The sequence below is a fragment of the Candidatus Hadarchaeales archaeon genome, assembly GCA_038736355.1.
Classification (GTDB): domain Archaea; phylum Hadarchaeota; class Hadarchaeia; order Hadarchaeales; family WYZ-LMO6; genus WYZ-LMO6.
Genome location: JAVYML010000002.1, coordinates 324,363 through 339,249 on the forward strand (window position 1 = coordinate 324,363; position 14,887 = coordinate 339,249).

19 protein-coding genes and 2 tRNA genes are annotated in these 14,887 nt (G+C 51.8%); 5 read left to right on the forward strand and 16 right to left on the reverse strand.

Features of this window, described 5'->3' with window-relative positions; all coding sequences use genetic code 11:
- Window positions 1-17: 17 nt before the first annotated feature.
- The 3 genes from QXG22_04050 to QXG22_04060 all read right to left on the reverse strand — a co-directional run bounded on the left by QXG22_04050 (window position 18) and on the right by QXG22_04060 (window position 1,944).
- Window positions 18-1,025 (reverse strand): homoserine dehydrogenase, encoded by a 1,008-nt coding sequence (locus QXG22_04050; GenBank protein ID MEM0359165.1) that lies wholly within the window; start codon window positions 1,023-1,025, stop codon window positions 18-20.
- Window positions 1,022-1,471, reverse strand: coding sequence for a hypothetical protein (locus QXG22_04055; GenBank protein MEM0359166.1), 450 nt, complete (start codon window positions 1,469-1,471; stop codon window positions 1,022-1,024). Before QXG22_04055 ends, QXG22_04050 begins: the two co-directional genes overlap by 4 nt.
- A 65-nt stretch (window positions 1,472-1,536) precedes the next feature.
- Window positions 1,537-1,944 (reverse strand): Hsp20/alpha crystallin family protein, encoded by a 408-nt coding sequence (locus QXG22_04060; GenBank protein ID MEM0359167.1) that lies wholly within the window; start codon window positions 1,942-1,944, stop codon window positions 1,537-1,539.
- A gap of 101 nt (window positions 1,945-2,045) precedes the next feature.
- Between QXG22_04060 and QXG22_04065 the strand changes: the two genes are divergently transcribed.
- From QXG22_04065 to minD, 4 genes are read left to right on the forward strand one after another with little or no spacing between them, the layout of a single operon-like run.
- On the forward strand, window positions 2,046-2,381 hold the full coding sequence (locus QXG22_04065) for an LAGLIDADG family homing endonuclease (GenBank protein MEM0359168.1): 336 nt from the start codon (window positions 2,046-2,048) through the stop codon (window positions 2,379-2,381).
- A gap of 33 nt (window positions 2,382-2,414) precedes the next feature.
- A complete protein-coding gene (locus tag QXG22_04070) occupies window positions 2,415-3,998 on the forward strand; it encodes a hypothetical protein (protein MEM0359169.1) in 1,584 nt (527 codons plus the stop codon).
- 34 nt (window positions 3,999-4,032) lie between these two features.
- Entirely contained in the window at window positions 4,033-4,986 is a 954-nt protein-coding gene (locus QXG22_04075) for a tyrosine--tRNA ligase (GenBank protein ID MEM0359170.1), read from the forward strand.
- A gap of 50 nt (window positions 4,987-5,036) precedes the next feature.
- Complete coding sequence (gene minD, locus QXG22_04080) at window positions 5,037-5,855, forward strand: cell division ATPase MinD (GenBank protein MEM0359171.1); 819 nt, start codon at window positions 5,037-5,039, stop codon at window positions 5,853-5,855.
- A gap of 6 nt (window positions 5,856-5,861) precedes the next feature.
- Here the strand turns inward: minD and QXG22_04085 are convergent, their stop codons facing one another.
- The 6 genes from QXG22_04085 to QXG22_04110 all read right to left on the reverse strand — a co-directional run bounded on the left by QXG22_04085 (window position 5,862) and on the right by QXG22_04110 (window position 9,004).
- The gene (locus QXG22_04085) at window positions 5,862-6,260 is read right to left on the reverse strand and encodes a hypothetical protein (GenBank protein MEM0359172.1); all 399 of its coding nucleotides are present in this window, start codon (window positions 6,258-6,260) and stop codon (window positions 5,862-5,864) included.
- 95 nt (window positions 6,261-6,355) lie between these two features.
- Window positions 6,356-7,120: a KaiC domain-containing protein gene (locus QXG22_04090; GenBank protein ID MEM0359173.1), complete on the reverse strand. Its 765-nt coding sequence runs from the start codon at window positions 7,118-7,120 to the stop codon at window positions 6,356-6,358.
- Between the two features lie 45 nt (window positions 7,121-7,165).
- Window positions 7,166-7,237 (reverse strand) — tRNA-Val (locus QXG22_04095).
- Window positions 7,238-7,262: 25 nt separating this feature from the next.
- Window positions 7,263-8,405 carry a hypothetical protein gene (locus QXG22_04100; protein ID MEM0359174.1) on the reverse strand — a complete coding sequence of 381 codons (1,143 nt, stop codon included), beginning with the start codon at window positions 8,403-8,405 and terminating at the stop codon, window positions 7,263-7,265.
- 49 nt (window positions 8,406-8,454) lie between these two features.
- A tRNA-Ser gene (locus tag QXG22_04105) sits at window positions 8,455-8,560 on the reverse strand.
- A gap of 45 nt (window positions 8,561-8,605) precedes the next feature.
- Window positions 8,606-9,004, reverse strand: coding sequence for a 30S ribosomal protein S6e (locus tag QXG22_04110; protein MEM0359175.1), 399 nt, complete (start codon window positions 9,002-9,004; stop codon window positions 8,606-8,608).
- Between the two features lie 133 nt (window positions 9,005-9,137).
- Between QXG22_04110 and QXG22_04115 the strand changes: the two genes are divergently transcribed.
- Window positions 9,138-9,341, forward strand: coding sequence for a hypothetical protein (locus QXG22_04115; protein ID MEM0359176.1), 204 nt, complete (start codon window positions 9,138-9,140; stop codon window positions 9,339-9,341).
- Between the two features lies 1 nt (window position 9,342).
- Here the strand turns inward: QXG22_04115 and infB are convergent, their stop codons facing one another.
- The 7 genes from infB to QXG22_04150 are packed head-to-tail and all read right to left on the reverse strand — an operon-like array spanning window position 9,343 to window position 14,882.
- Window positions 9,343-11,130, reverse strand: a complete 1,788-nt coding sequence (gene infB, locus QXG22_04120) for a translation initiation factor IF-2 (protein ID MEM0359177.1) — start codon at window positions 11,128-11,130, stop codon at window positions 9,343-9,345.
- A gap of 50 nt (window positions 11,131-11,180) precedes the next feature.
- Window positions 11,181-11,378: a 50S ribosomal protein L24e gene (locus tag QXG22_04125; GenBank protein MEM0359178.1), complete on the reverse strand. Its 198-nt coding sequence runs from the start codon at window positions 11,376-11,378 to the stop codon at window positions 11,181-11,183.
- A complete protein-coding gene (locus QXG22_04130; protein ID MEM0359179.1) occupies window positions 11,379-11,597 on the reverse strand; it encodes a 30S ribosomal protein S28e in 219 nt (72 codons plus the stop codon).
- 4 nt (window positions 11,598-11,601) lie between these two features.
- Window positions 11,602-11,973 (reverse strand): 50S ribosomal protein L7Ae, encoded by a 372-nt coding sequence (gene rpl7ae, locus QXG22_04135; protein ID MEM0359180.1) that lies wholly within the window; start codon window positions 11,971-11,973, stop codon window positions 11,602-11,604.
- Between the two features lie 52 nt (window positions 11,974-12,025).
- Window positions 12,026-12,607, reverse strand: coding sequence for an archaeoflavoprotein AfpA (gene afpA, locus QXG22_04140; protein MEM0359181.1), 582 nt, complete (start codon window positions 12,605-12,607; stop codon window positions 12,026-12,028).
- Window positions 12,600-13,184, reverse strand: coding sequence for a flavodoxin family protein (locus QXG22_04145; GenBank protein MEM0359182.1), 585 nt, complete (start codon window positions 13,182-13,184; stop codon window positions 12,600-12,602). The genes afpA and QXG22_04145 overlap by 8 nt, the downstream gene beginning before the upstream one ends.
- Window positions 13,185-13,190: 6 nt before the next feature.
- Window positions 13,191-14,882, reverse strand: coding sequence for a glutamate--tRNA ligase (locus tag QXG22_04150; protein MEM0359183.1), 1,692 nt, complete (start codon window positions 14,880-14,882; stop codon window positions 13,191-13,193).
- Window positions 14,883-14,887: the final 5 nt, after the last annotated feature.

Here is a 14,887-nt window from a genome sequence, read left to right on the forward strand (position 1 = left end):
TAATATCCTTGTAAGACTCACTTACCCTTTCCCATCAAGGTTTGGTGGATGTCCACCAAATCACCCAGAAGCGAGCTTGAAGTTTCCTGTGGTCCTGCTCCAAAGCCCGTGATAGTTATTTCCCTAGCGAGATCAAGCTCCAAAGAAACAGCGTTGAGCGTCCCGCTTACAGCGAGCGGATGGTGAAGGGGCACGAGTTTCGGCCCGACTTCTAGGACTTTCTCACTTGCCATCCCTACCAACTTGATGGTGAAGCCCGCCTCGTGAGCCAAGCGCATCATCTGGGGCGTAATCCTCGTTATCCCCTCCCTCTTCACGTCCTTTAGTTTCACATTCTTTCCAAGCACTGCATTGGCTAGAATGGTTATTTTACAGGCCGTATCCACACCTTCCAAATCCAGGCTGGGATCCTTTTCGGCTATTCCCAATTCTTGGGCCTCCCTGAGGACTATGTCCAAGGGGACTTCTTCCTGACTCATGCGTGTTAGGATGTAGTTGGTCGTACCATTCAAAATCCCCTTTATGGCCAAGATTTTGTTCCCGGTGAGGATTTTCTTGGCCAGGCTGATTACCGGTATGGCTCCACCAACGGAAGCAGAGTATCTAAACTCTACACCCTTCTTCTTGGAAAGTTCTTCCAGCTCCTTGAAGGCCACCACGAGCGGGCCCTTGTTCGAGGTAATCACGTGTTTTCCGGAGAGCATGGCCTCCCTTATATGGGTCAAACCAGGCTCACCCGTCTCTATGTTCGTGGGGGTAAGCTCGAAAACCACTTCTCCCTCTACCTCCCTTATTACCTCTCTCCCACTCATCCTTTTTCCTCCCACCACTCTTCCTTTCTCCACAAGCTCCAAGAGTTCCTTGAAGGAAAATCCCTCCTCTTTGATAACGGCTCCATATTCATCCACCACTGCGCTGACCTTAGGAGAAAGTCCGTACCTCTTCTCTAGGAATTCCTTCTTCTGAGAAAGGGCCTTAATCAAACCCTTCCCCAAATTCCCAAAACCTACGATGATGAATTTCAAGCCTTTTCCTCCAAAGCCTTCAGGAAAAGGAGTCCCCTTTCCTCCGAAATCCTCTCCAAGAGGGAGAGAGCCTCTTCCAGAACCTTTTCATCTCTGCCGTTGAGGCTCAGGCGAACCGCCATTTCTTTCTCCCCCATAGAGAGCCTCATGTCCGAAACCTTAGCTCCTGTACCCTCCATCCTTTCCGTTATCTCCCTTAAGTCTTCCACGGTCATCTTCCCCCCTATCAACACTATCCTCTTCCTGAGTTCCTCCCTCTCCCCTACATGGGTTATTCTTATTCCCTTCGCTTTCAGTTCTGAAAGCATCCTTCTGAACCTCCCTCTATCGCTTATCTCTAGGATTACGGTAACTGGAACCAAGCCCAGTTTTGTCTTTTTCTCCCTCTTGTGTACTACATTCCTTATGTTGCCACCGAACTTGGAAATGGGTTCTAAGGCCTTCACCAATTGTCCGGGTATATCCTCTAGCTCTAGTTCTAGTCTGACGAGGATTTTTCCCCCTCCAACTTCTAAATCCTCTTCCTCTTCGGTATGATCAAAACCAGAAGACCTCCCTTTATCCTCAAAACACGCTCCTCTGGAACGGCGTTCTTGGGAAGTTCAAAGGTGGAGAAGTAAGCGTTACCATCCCTCCTCCTCGCCACAATTTCGATGGCCTTTCCCCTCCTCCTTATCTCCACCCCTTCTTTCCCCACTCCAGGAATGCGCATACAGAAAATCACTTCCCTTGGCTTCTCCACGCACATGTACTCGGTTTCTAGCGTTCCCTTTATTTCTCCCTCAGGAAAAGTCGTAACTCTCCTCCGAACTTTCACCTGCGAAGCGTTGGACTCCCTAATATCGACTTGAACTTCTGTTTTCCTTTCCATTTCCTCCACCATTTTTTTAATCCTCTCGAAGAAGTCCCCTTCGAACATCGACCTCTTTTCTTTTTTGGTCCTTATCCTATAAATCCCTAAGGGACCCCATCGTTTCCACTGGAACTATTAAATACTCTTTGCCCAAATTTTTGATACAAATGTACCAAAAAGAGAGGGATTGGATCTTGGGATACTTGGAGGCTAAGGGTAGCTTCACCCTTAACATGGTGAGGATGAAGGACAAGCTCTATCAAAATCCAGTTTTTTTTCTCAGCCAAAAAGAAAGGGAGCCCCTTTTGTTGTTGAGAGATCTAACGGGATTAGGGGAAGTAAGAAAAGTTGGGAGGCTCTATCGCTGGGAGATTAGGAAGAAAAAGGAAGTCATAATGCTCGTGGAATTCTTAGAGGGAGGATTCAGAACCCCCGCTAAACAAAGGCAGTACGAAAAGTGGAAGGAGGCAGTCCTCCAGTGGAAACAGAGGGGTAGGTCCTAACCTTTTTTAATCTTTCCAGTTTTTCGAAAGAGGATGGAAAAGAAGAACTTCGAAGTGAAATCCCTCGTCCATCGGGGGGTGATGATTCCCACCTACGAGCCAAAGCAGTTGTACATTTTCTACAAGGGGGAAAGAAGGGATCTGACCCCCACCCAAGAAGAAATGGCGGTAGCCTTTGGAAGACATCTCCTTGCCGGGAGGGGTGAGGACAAGGTTTTTGTGAGGAATTTCCTCTCCGATTTTTGCAAGGCCTTAGGTATTCCCAAGGATACAGATTTCGAACATTTCGATTTCTCCCCCGTTTTGAAGTGGCTCGAAGAGGAAAAAAGAAAAAAGGAGTCGATGACGAAGGAAGAGCGCAAGAAGTTGGCTGAAGAGAGAAAGAAACTGAGGGAGGCTAATAAGGAAAGGTGGGGAGTAGCTTGGGTAAACGGAGAGAAGGTGGAGGTAAAGAACTACACGGTTGAACCTCCTTGTGTGTTTTTGGGTAGGGGGAAACATCCCCTGAGGGGAAGATGGAAACCCAGAGTGGAATACGAGGATATCATCCTGAACCTTTCCCCAGATGCACCCATGCCCGAGGCACCAGAAGGGAGGAAGTGGGGGGGAAGGGAATGGGATCCAGAAGCTCTCTGGATCGCGAAATGGAGGGACAAGCTTACGGGCAAGATGAAATATGTTTGGCTTTCCGATACCTTTCCCCTAAAGCAGGAGAGGGAAAGGGAAAAGTTTGATCGTGCTAGGGAATTGGGAAAGAGGATAGAAAAGGTTAGGGAACACATAAGAAAGAATCTTTCCCATCCCGACCTAAAGCGGAGGATGGTGGCTACCGTTTGCTATCTCATAGATGAATTGAAGTTGAGAGTAGGTGATGAAAGGGACAGGGAGGAAAGGAACACGGTAGGGGCCACCACCTTGGGTCCCCAGCACTTAAAATTCGATGGACCAAAGGTGAAATTCAGCTTTTTGGGGAAGGATCATGTTAGGTGGTCCAAGAGTCTGGTACCCATTCCCGAGGTCCTCAGAAACCTCAGAGAATTTGCTAGGATGGGTGGGGAAAGAATTTTCCCTGGAATAAGTTCTGAGGACGTGAATTCTTTCTTGGAAGAGGTGATGCCGGGTTTAACGGCTAAGGTCTTCCGTACCTACCATGCCTCTAGGGTAGTGGAGGAAGAACTGAAGAAGAGTGGGGTGGGAAAGGAGAGCACGGAGATGGAAAAGAAGTATGCTGCCAAGATAGCCAATTTGAAGGCGGCAGAAGAGCTCAACCACAAGCGCAAGATTCCTGCGGGATGGAGGAAGAAGATAGAAAGGATGAAGGAGAGGATAAAGCAGCTGGAACAGAAAATGAGGGAGTTGAAGTCCCAACGGGGAAAGAGGAAAGAGGAAAGGATGAGGAAGTTGAAGGAAAGGATAAGGGAACTCAAACTCAGACTCGAATTGGAGCGTGAGATAAGGGATTTCAACTTGGGAACTTCCCTCAACTCCTACATCGATCCCAGGATCTACGTCTTCTGGGCTAAGAAGGTAGGATATGGAGTGGAAAAAATTTATTCGAAGTCCCTTCGGAAAAAGTTCTCTTGGGCAATAGGTGACGGTGGGGAATTATCCCCTTGAAACCGTTTTTACCCTTGCGGAAGGAAGGGGATTGATGGACGCCTACGAAAGGGTAAGAAGGGGAGCTTCGGAAGTGGTGACAGAGGAGGAATTAAAGGAGGTTATGAGGGGAAAGCCCACGGTTTACTGTGGATACGAACCCTCTGGAAAGATCCATTGTGGCCATGCCCTCACCGCCTTCAAATTGTTGGACTTCTTAAAGGAAGGAGCAAGGGTTATAGTGCTCTTAGCGGATCTCCACGCTTACCTCAACCACAAGGGCACCTTGGAAGAGATAAGGGAAATCACTGAATACAATAAGAAGTGTTTTGTAGGATTAGGCCTGGATCCGGGAAAGACGGAGTATAGGTTGGGATCGGAGTTTCAGCTCAGTCGCGAGTACATGATGGACGTTTTGAGGATGTCTACAGATATTACCCTACTGAGGGCTAGAAGGGCAATGGCCGAAATAGCCAGAAAGGCCGAGAATCCAGACGTGGCGCAAGTGCTGTATCCTCTCATGCAGGCCGTGGACATAGCCCATTTGGGTGTGGACGTAGCGGTGGGAGGGGAGGATCAGAGGAAGGTCCACATGATGGCAAGGGAGAAACTGGAGAAGTTGGGTTACAAAAAGCCCGTTTGTGTGCACATGCCTTTGCTCCACGGTCTGGATGGGGATGTCAAAATGTCCTCTTCCAAAGGGAATTTCATAGCGGTTGATGATACCCCTGAGGAAATAAGGAAGAAAGTCCAGAAGGCCTTCTGTCCTCCAAAGGTGGTGGAGGGAAATCCCGTGGTTGAGTATGCGGAGCACTTGGTACTTTCCAGGTTGGGAGGGATGGAAGTTCGGAGATCGGAAAAACACGGAGGAACCATTTTTCTAAGGGAAGTCAGGGAATTGAGGGAAAGATATTCCAGCGGTGAACTACACCCCGCAGATCTGAAGCCCGCGGTTGCAGAGGGCCTTATCGAGCTCTTCAGTCCCGTGAGGGAATACCTGAAGGGGTGAAGTTTTGTTTTTATAAATCCCCTTCGTTCAAACTTTCAGGGGATGGGTTGGTGAAGAAGAGTCATCGCTCCATCGCCATAGCCTCTGGGAAAGGAGGCACGGGCAAAACCACCATGACTGCCAATTTGGGGGTGGCGCTGGGAATGTTGGGGAAGAAGGTGACCATCTTGGATGGAGACCTGGCCATGGCGAACCTTTCCATCGTAATGGGACTCACCAAGTTCAGAACGAACTTGTTGGATGTCTTGATGGGAAGGGCTGAGGTGGAAGAAGCCGTTTACCACAATTACGGTATAAAGGTGATACCAACGGGCTTTCGTTTCGAGGAGGCCCACGAGGCCCTCTTCAAGATCAGACCGGAGAGGGTGGAGGAAGTGGTGAGGAAGATTTTGGGGGAAACGGAGTTCCTTCTCATAGATGCCCCTGCGGGTATTCAGGATGCTACCATCCTCTCCATCGCGGCCGCGAGGGAGATGATAGCCGTTTGTAATCCCACCTACACGAGTTTGGTGGATTGCTACAAGACGATCAGGTTGGCGAATGTCCTAGGTTCTTGGACGAGGGGAGTGGTGGTGAATAGAACGGGTAAGAGTGCGGATCTTTCCACGAGGGAAGTGGAGGAGTTCATGGGACATACGCTGGGAGCCGTACCGGTATTGGCCGAGATACCGGAGGATCCCACCGTCCAGGAAGCCGAGAGGGAAGGGGTACCGGTGGTAGTTTACGATCCCGAGTGCAAAGCTTCCTTGGCCATCCAAGGTCTTGCGGAGGTTTTGGTGGGAAAGGCCGGACCACCTTATGGGTTTTCTGGAGAAAGGGGAAAGGATGAAATGGTGAGTAGACTGGTTAGAGCCCTCACTGGGAAATAGAAGAATTCAAGAGAGGTTCTTTAGTTGACGCAAAACTTCCTCCAGTGTTCTCATGATTTGTTCGAGCCTTTCTTGCAGTCTGTTGAGTTTTTCTTGGAGTTCGATTTTTTCCCTTCTTTCCTTCTCGAGTTCGAGTTTCAGTCCCTCCTCCTTGGATTCAGTCCAGAAAAAGAAAGAGAGTTTTTCGCCACGTAAAAGCATCTCGTAAGTTTCCCTCACCAGTTTTCCGGCCTCGGTTTTCCCCGTCAAGTGTAATCTTATGGTCTGTTCTCCTCTTGCCAGTTCGTCGGCTATCTTGGAAAGGGTCATGCCAGCCTTTTCCCTCGCAAGTGCCCCTGCTGCTACGGAGAGGGAATCAATCCAGGTAAGACGGGATTTTGGATCGACACCACGCACTTTTTCCATCACATCTTGTCTGGAGACAGTCCCCAAGAAGAGGATGGCTTCAAGTTTTTGAATATCCTCTCTGCCCAAAGGCTTTAAGGGGATTTCCAGTTCGCTCATGGTCCCGGGCTTCCTCCTTCCAGAAAACCTCGTGGGGTAATCCTCACGGTTTTCTCCGGATAAACGATTATGCCCTTGCTGGTTATTTCAAAGGGATGTCTCTTCATGGAGTGACTGGTACCGCGCATCTTCCAGACGATTATTGAGCGCTTGAGTTCTCCTTGAACCTCATCCAAATCCAACCTTATGATACCATCTGCGGCATGTTCGACGCCCGGACCTCCAAATCCACGGTCCGTAACACTGACTTGGGACACTAAGAAGCCTGTGCAGCCTAGCCCCGCGAGAACCTTTTTTATGAGCATCACGGTTGATCTGGCGAGGGCGGGTTTGCTCATGTAAAGCGTGGAGATGGAGTCTATGACAACCCTTTGGGCATTCAAATCCGTGATGGCTTGCCTGAGAACATCCAGAAAGGTTGAGAGGTCGTCTGGGTCCTTTACAACGTAGCGCTCCCTTTTGGCGGCTTCTCCTATCCCTGAGGTGAAGGCATCAACAATGGCAAACATGCCCTCCTGTTCAAACTTCCTGGGCTCCCATCCAAAGCGGTCCATGTTTACCCTAGTTTGGACGGGATGCTCTTCTAATGTCGCCAGAATTCCGGGTTCCTTGAGTTTGAAGCCAGCGTAGAGGAATTGTTGCCCGAAGATGGATTTACCTGTTCCTGGACCCCCCGAAAGTAGAACGATGTTTCTCCTCGGTATTCCACCGTTCAAGATTTCATTCATTCCGGGAATACCCACATCGGCGCGGTCGCTCATGTTCTTCACCTCTTAAGTTCTCGCTGGAGGCTATAAGTAAAGAGATGGGCCCGCTGGGATTCGAACCCAGGACCTCCACGTTGTAAGCGTGGCGTCCTACCGCTGGACGACGGGCCCCTTTTAACTGGGGAAAAATGGTTTATTACATTTTGAGGATCATTATTACCTCCAGGAGAACGATGGCTGCTATGAGGAGGAGGGAGAGAAATTCCAAGGAACTGGCATGCTGTGCATCCACCCTTTCCATGGCCATGGCGTAAAGTTCTTGGAGTTGATCCAATTTCTTGTCCACCAAAGAAAGCCATTCCGAGATCCTGAAACGTTCGCTGGCGAGCCGGTAGAGCTTGCCCAGGTACCATTCTCCCGTGAACTTCAAGATGTTTCTCAAATCCCCCACGTATTCCATGATCTCAACCCTGAGTTCTGCTAACTCGCTGGAAGTCTTCATGAGTTCCTGGTAGGATTTGCTTCCCCATCTGACACCCATCCTCTTCGGAAAGATGGTCCTCAAAGTGCTGTAGGCTTTTTCCGTTTCCAAGTCTAAAATGAAATCATAGGTCTTCAGCTCGAGGAGTTGGATTTTAGCCAGCTCGATCATCCTGATATAATCGTCCGCATATCCTTCTTGCTCGTAGATGAGGGCAGAATACCAGTCCACGAGCACGAGATCTTTGTCGGAGTAGGTCAGGAAGGATCTGAGAGCATCATCCACTTCTTTTCTGCTCAGGTACCTCCACTCTATCTCTCCCCTGAGCAAGCCAGCGGTTTGTCTTCTGAACTTGGTGAGGAAATCCTGGGCGGAAAGGGGTGGGTCGGAGCGGGAAATCAGGACGATGGTGTAGGTTTCGGGCCTGCCCAGTCCCTCGTAGGGAGAGATTATGGCTTTCCTGATCTTTTTCCTAATTTCCTCGAAATATTTCCTCGCTATCTCTCCCAATTCTGTCTCTTCTTCCTCCACCCTTACCTTTTTTTCATCCAGACCTATGAGCCGGACCAGGAAATCCACACCCGTTTTCTCGAACTTCAGGATGAAAGAAATCTCTATGGTTCCCACAGGAAAAATTTTTGTTTCCACCTCTAACGTGTGACCGTTCACCTGGAGGGTACCCAGTTTTCCCACAAGGGGTATGAGGCCTATATGCTCGTATTTGGGGGCTAGAATCCTCATTCTCCTCTTTGGCCTCTGTTCGACGAGACCCAGCTTCTCTGCTGGGACGAGATCCAGCTTTACCTCCCCGCCGCAATCGTAGAAATACTGGAAGATGATGGAGCCCGTAAGACGCATCAAGCCCTTTTTTCATCCCCAAGTTAAATACCGTTGTGATGGAATGAGGCGCCGGGGCTGGGATTTGAACCCAGGAAGCGCGTAAGCGCCAACGGGTTAGCAACCCTTGGCGGGTCCTGGGGACCTGTCGCCGTACCTGGCTGGGCCACCCCGGCTTACTTTCTTAGATTTTGGAGGCTTTAATCCTTCCCAAAGGGGGATTAGGACTTTTCCTTTTTCTCCAGCAGGGGTTTCAGGAGTTCTTCCACGGGCTTTTCCCCGTACTTAACGATCTTCACGTTTAACTGCCTGATGTCTTCGGCAACTACGCATCCGTGGACCCTCTTTCTCCTCCTTTCCCCCTTCTTCTTGGGTCGATAGCCTGGGCCCCGGGAGAGAAGGACCCTTTGGTGCCCAGGTCCGGGCACATCCGGTCTCATGGGAAAACCGTTGACGTCGGTTCCCCCAGTTATTTGGAGCTCGAATCCCGGCAGACCCACCAAACTTCCATCGAAGGTATCTCCTATCCTCTTCCCTATTAAGGCTCTGGAGGAAGGCTCTTTCAGCTCTATCTGGTAACTCTTTCCCGTTTTGGGATCACCGATTACTACTTTGAACATCCTAGCCTTGTGGGGACTTCTCCTCTATATAGGTTCCTTCCCTTTCGTTTGGTATACCAAAGCTATTTATGGGGGCTTCCGAAAAAAATAATGAAAATGCTCGGGGGTTGGGGATGTTGGATGTCGAAGCCCATTGGTTGAACCTTCCCCAGCTTTCGCCGAGGGGAGGAAGAGGGAGGTGATTTCCCCACCTGCCTGGGAAAGGGTGAAGTGCCCGCTCTGTGACAAAAGAATTTCCATTCCCACTTTGGTGCCCCATCTTTACAAGGAGCACGAGCTAACCCTTTCGGAAGCGAGAGAATTCCTACAAAAGTTTGCTGGGTTGAAGAGGGTCTAGACTACATGATCCCGTAGTTGGGATCCTCCCGGCGTTTAATGGAGATGATTTCATCCAGAACTTCCTGCTCATCCCCGCTCAACAAGTCCCTCAATTCCCTCTGAAGCTTTAGGGCATGGTCTTTGGGAATATCCGTGAAGAGGATGTCCCCTTCCTTGATGTTCCTCCCCACCACCGCCTCGTCTATGGAGACGGCCAGCTCATCCCCCTTCCTGGCTTCCTCCACGCTCTTTTTCTCCTTCTGCATCTCTTTGATCCTTCCCACCGGTTTGCCGTCTTTCCTCATCACCGGATACTTCGGGCGGAGCACACCACCCAAGACGGAAATCCCTACGATGGCAGGATCACTCCTCCTGAACACATAACCTGGTTTGAGGGAGAACTTGGCTGGTCTGATGAGTCCCTCCAACTTCTTCTCCCTCACCTCCCGTTGTTTGGCTTCTCTCCATTTGTCGAAGGCTTCCAAAAGCTCGTAAATGATGTTTCCTGAGAGGACGGTAATCCCGCTTTTCGAGGCCTCTTCTTCCGCATCGGGAAGAATGGAAACGTTGAAAGCCAACACCACTCCTAGGAGGGGATCGCTTTGAGCAACCGTGGAAGCTTCAACCACATCCCTTTTGGAAACCTCTCCTACATCCGCTTTCCTTATGGGTATTCCCTTTCCCCTCAGCTGTCCTTCCAGGGCTTCGAGTGAGCCCAGAGTATCCGCTTTGAGGACCACCCCGTTGATGTCCGAGGTTATCCTGATCCTCTTCATCTCTTCCTCCACTTCCTTCCAGAAATCCTGGACTTCGGAGGGTTCCTTAAGTACCTTGAAGGGAGTGCCAGCCACCACCCCTTCTAACTGGGTAGCAGAAACCCTCACACCGCTTGCGGCCGTCACACTCTTCACCCTCTCGAAACGCTCTTCCGGATCCCTTATCTCGTCCAAAGGCTTGGGCTTGAGGATGGCCTTCACCTTGGAAATCCTTACTCCCTCCTTTCCCACCACCGCTAGGAGGTCACCCACGGAAAGTTTGCCATCGTAGAGGATTACGTCCATCACCGTTCCCAGTCCCATCTCCTCCTTCACCTCCAGCACGGTGCCCTTTCCTGGGCCCGTTACTTCGATGGTGAGGGCTTCCCTGAGGAAGCGCTGTGCCAAACCAGCCAGGACCACCAAGAGCTCTGCCAGACCCTCCCCCGTTTTGGCACTGAGAGGAACGATGGAAACTTGTTTCCTGAAGTCCGAAACCCTGTCGAATCTCTCGGAGTCGAAACCCTGTTTGTGGAGCTCTCCCACCAGCTCGTAAACCTTTCGATCCAAGAGAGCCTGGGTTTCCGGGGTTTGTTTGCGCAAGGATTGGAGGAAGCTGTATTCTTTTGAGGACATCCAACCAGGGAGGAGATCGATCTTGTTTGCGGCTACCATGAAGGGTGTTTTGTAGGTCCTTAAGATTTGGAGGGATTCCACGGTTTGGGGCATGAAGCCTTCCTTTACATCCACCACTAGAACGGCCAGATCGGCCAGGCTTCCCCCCCTCTTCCTCAGGTTGGTGAAAGCTTCATGGCCAGGAGTATCCACGAAGAGCAAGCCCGGTACTGCCAGTTCTATGCCCATCCTTTTCATCAATTCCCCGCTGATTTTTTTGATGGCTTCCAGCGGTACTTCGGAAGCCCCTATCCACTGGGTAATCCTCCCAGGTTCCCTGGACGCCACGGCGGTGCCCCTGATGGTATCTAGAAGGGTGGTCTTTCCATGATCCACGTGACCGAGGATGGCAACGATGGGGCATCTGAGGTTCTTCATCGATGGATACTTCCCTTTCTTCTATAAGGGGCTGCAGGTCCTAAGCAGGATTATTTCTTGCCTCTAGCCTTTTCCTTCCTGTATTTCTCCGTCCATCGGGTCCTGTCCGCTCTCCTCCCCAATTTGAAGTTGCGTTCGCATTTGGAGGAACAGAAATAGAGGATGCTACCATCCTTTTTCACAAACATGGTTCCCGTGCCGGGAGCAACCGAGCCCCCGCAAAAGGAACAGCGGAAGGTGGCGGGCATTTAGGGCACCTTTATTTCTTTGGCTTCTCTCTCCGTTTCCCTGAGCATGAGGATGTCTCCCACTTGTACCGGACCCCTCACGTTTCTGGTGAGGATCCTCCCCTTGTCGGGTCCCTCCAGCACCCTGACCCTCACCTGTTTGACCTCCCCCGTAACACCGGTCCTGCCCTTGATCTGCAGGACTTCGGCGGGATAACCTATTCTCTCTTCCTCAGGCATTTTCTCATCGCTTCAGTTCTTTAAGCTTGGAAAGGATTTCCTTTATCAAAGGAGCTGCTTCCCCTTCCTCCACGATGGCAACGGCTGCCGAAGAGACCTCTATTCCAGAAGCGGCGCCTAACTCGGCTTTCTTGGGGACGTAGATGTAGGGAACACCCCTCTCCTCACACAGGGGGGGAAGATGGGCCACTACCTCGGGAGGATCCACATCCTCTGCTATCACTACCAGCTTGGCCTGCCTGCGTTCCACGGCCTTCACCGTTTCGTTTACCCCCTTCTTTATCTTCCCGGTTTTCCTGGCTTCCTCTACCGCATCGTAGACCTTCTCCGCTAGGTCCTTGGGCACTTCAAAGCGAACATAGGCTGGTTTTGCCATGTTGTCACCCTCCGTTTTCCTTCATCAGGTCATATTATTAAGGGAGGTCGGTTTAAAAGCTATCCGGCTTTGGTTTTCCAAAGTATTTCAGAAAAAGGGGAGCCAGCTCTTCCGGTCCCCTGAGGATTTCCACTCCCTCCATCCTCCTCAGTCTCTCCACATTTTCCACATCCTCCTTCCTTATCCTGAGTCTCAGTTCCTCTCCACTGGGAAGTCTCGTCACCGTAAAACCCTCCTCCAGATCGCAGGGCATCACGCAAACTGGAACGGGGGGATAGACCTTCAAGGCCTGGAGGGCAGAGTTGGACAGGAGGGAGTCTCCTATTCCCACCGCTATTTTGGCCACCGTGTTGGAGGTGGCTGGGGCGATCAACAGGAAGCGGTAGGCTCCCCTCTGGAGGGCTCCAGCCAGAAAGGGTTTGTTGGGGCCCTCCTCCACCAACAGTTTTCCAAAAGTTTCCTCCAGTTCTCCCCAGAGGCCATACATCCTCACCACCTCCTCACCCGCCTTCGAGAGGAACACACGGATTTCCACCCTTCCTCCGTATTCCCTGGCAAGCCTTTTCATCTCCCCCACTATCTCCCTCAACCTGTCCCCGCTTCCCGTGATCCCCCATGCCACCCTCTCAACCATATCTCCTCAAGGCCTCCGCGAACCTCTTCAGGGTTTTTTCCAAGCTCTTCAGCCCTTCCTCCTCTCCTTCCACACCCCCCGGAAGATCCCTACTCCAGAAGGTGGCCCCCAAGTTGGCCCCTAAGGCCCCTCCGCTTATGGGGATCACACCGTTCAGGAGGTAGAAGGTATGGATTTGGAGGAGGGCGAGTTCCTGTCCCCCTATCCTGTCCCCTCCCACGGCTATGCCCATTCCCACCTTTCCCCTCAGGGCATCGGGATGGGAAACCAGAAGGGCCCTAGTTCTATCCATCACCGTCTTCAGCTGTGCACTGCAACCACCGTTGTAAACGGGCGTGGCGAGAATGAGTCCCTTGGCTTCCTGTAGATAGGGATAGAGCCCCTGCATGTCGTCTTCGAGGGCGCACTTCCCATGCTTGAGGCAGAAGTCGCAATGTCTGCAATAACCAAGCTCCTTCCCCCTCACGGTGAAGAAATGGGTGGAAAAACCCTTCTCCTCCAGCCATCCCAAAGCCCTGATCAGAACTTTCTCCGTGAAACCTTGTCTGGGGCTACCGCAGATACCCAGTACCAGCATTTCTCCCTATCGGTGTCCGAAGACCACGGATATTTCCTTTCCGGTTTCTTCCACCCTCACGAAGCCATAACGCTCGAACTGAAGGATCTCTCCCACCTTCACTCCTCTAAGCGCTGGTTCACCCCAACCTTCTTCCACCGTACCATCCGGTTTCAACACCTTCACCTTCACCGGATCTCCCGAGACCCACTGTACCTTGGGTATTCCAGGTAGGAGCTCCAGTCCCCGAAACTCGGCTTCGGGAGGGGAGAGGGAAAGGAGGGCAACGTTCATGAGGTCCTTTAACCTGAAGACCTCCCCTTCCTTCAGGTTCCGAAGGTCTTCGGGGGAGAGGAGGACCAGGAGACATCCTTCCCGGTAGAGGAGGGGAAGACGGCGCTTCCCCCTCTCGGGATGGGAGGGGTGGAGGGGCAGCTCCACCTCCTTGAGCTCTGGGGCATTCCTCACCTTTACCCAGACCCCGGAGGGTACGAAGAAGTACCTCAGGGCTAAATCGTCCACCAGCTTGCGGTTTTGGGCCTCTAAACTTTCCCAGCTGAGGGAAGAATCCACGGGTGTTAGACCCACCTCCAGGATAACCCTCCTCACGCTTTCGGGGAGGAAACCCCTCCTCCTCAGGGCGGAGAGGGTCCCCAGCCTCACATCGTCATATCCCTTCAGTTCCCCCCTCTCCACCGCCCTCACGATTTCGGTTTTGCTGAGCTTGCTTCCCGCGAGTGTGAGTCTGCCATACTGTACCACGGTGGGATATTCCCACCCGAGAAGCCTGAAAAGGAAGCGCTGTCTTTCCTCGTTGACTTCATGCTCCTTTCCCCTTATCACGTGGGTTATTCCCATTTCGTGATCGTCTATGGAAACCGAGAAGTTGTAGAGGGGCCAAACGCGGTACTTCCTTCCCACCCTTGGATGGGGAGCCTCCACCACCCTAAAGGCTGGCCAATCCCTCACGGCGGGATTGGGGTGCTTGAGGTCTGTCTTCAGACGGAGCACCGCCTCTTCCTCCCCGTATCCTCCTTCCTTCATTCCCCTCCACCTCTCCAGCTGTTCTTGGGGAGGGAGCTCCCTGCATGGACAGGGGAGTCCCCTATCCCTCTTCTCCCTGAATTCCTCGGCCTTACAAGAGCATACGTAGGCCTTTCCTTCTTCCAAGAGTCTCTCCGCCATCCGGTAGTAGAGTTCAAGACGGTCGGATTGGTAAAATTCCTCATCCCATCTTATCCCAAGCCACTCCAGGTCCTCCTTTATCATCCCGTACATCTCCTCCTTGGCATTGGCCGGGTTTGTGTCCTCGAACCTAAGGATGAACTTTCCCCCATACATGCGAGCATATTCGTAACTCAGGAGGGCCGCCCGCACGTGGCCGAGATGGAGGGGTCCGTTGGGATTGGGGGCAAACCTCGTCACCACCCTTTCGTACTTTTCCACGTTGGGGAGATCGGGCAGTCCCTTCCTTCTTTCCCTTTTCTCCCTTACCGCCCTTCCCCCCAGTTCCTCCAGTCTCTTCCTCTGTTCTTCCGGAGAGAGGAGGTTGATTTCCGAAAGGATTTCCTCAACCAGGGGTACGAGCTCCCTTAGCCTGTGGCGGAGGTCGGGAAACTCGCCCGCCACCCTCCTCAGGACGGGATCCAGCAGGGCCTTTCCGCCATGTTCGATGGCGTTCTCGAGGGCCAGCCGGAGAATCCTCTCCCTGAGCTCCAAGGTCT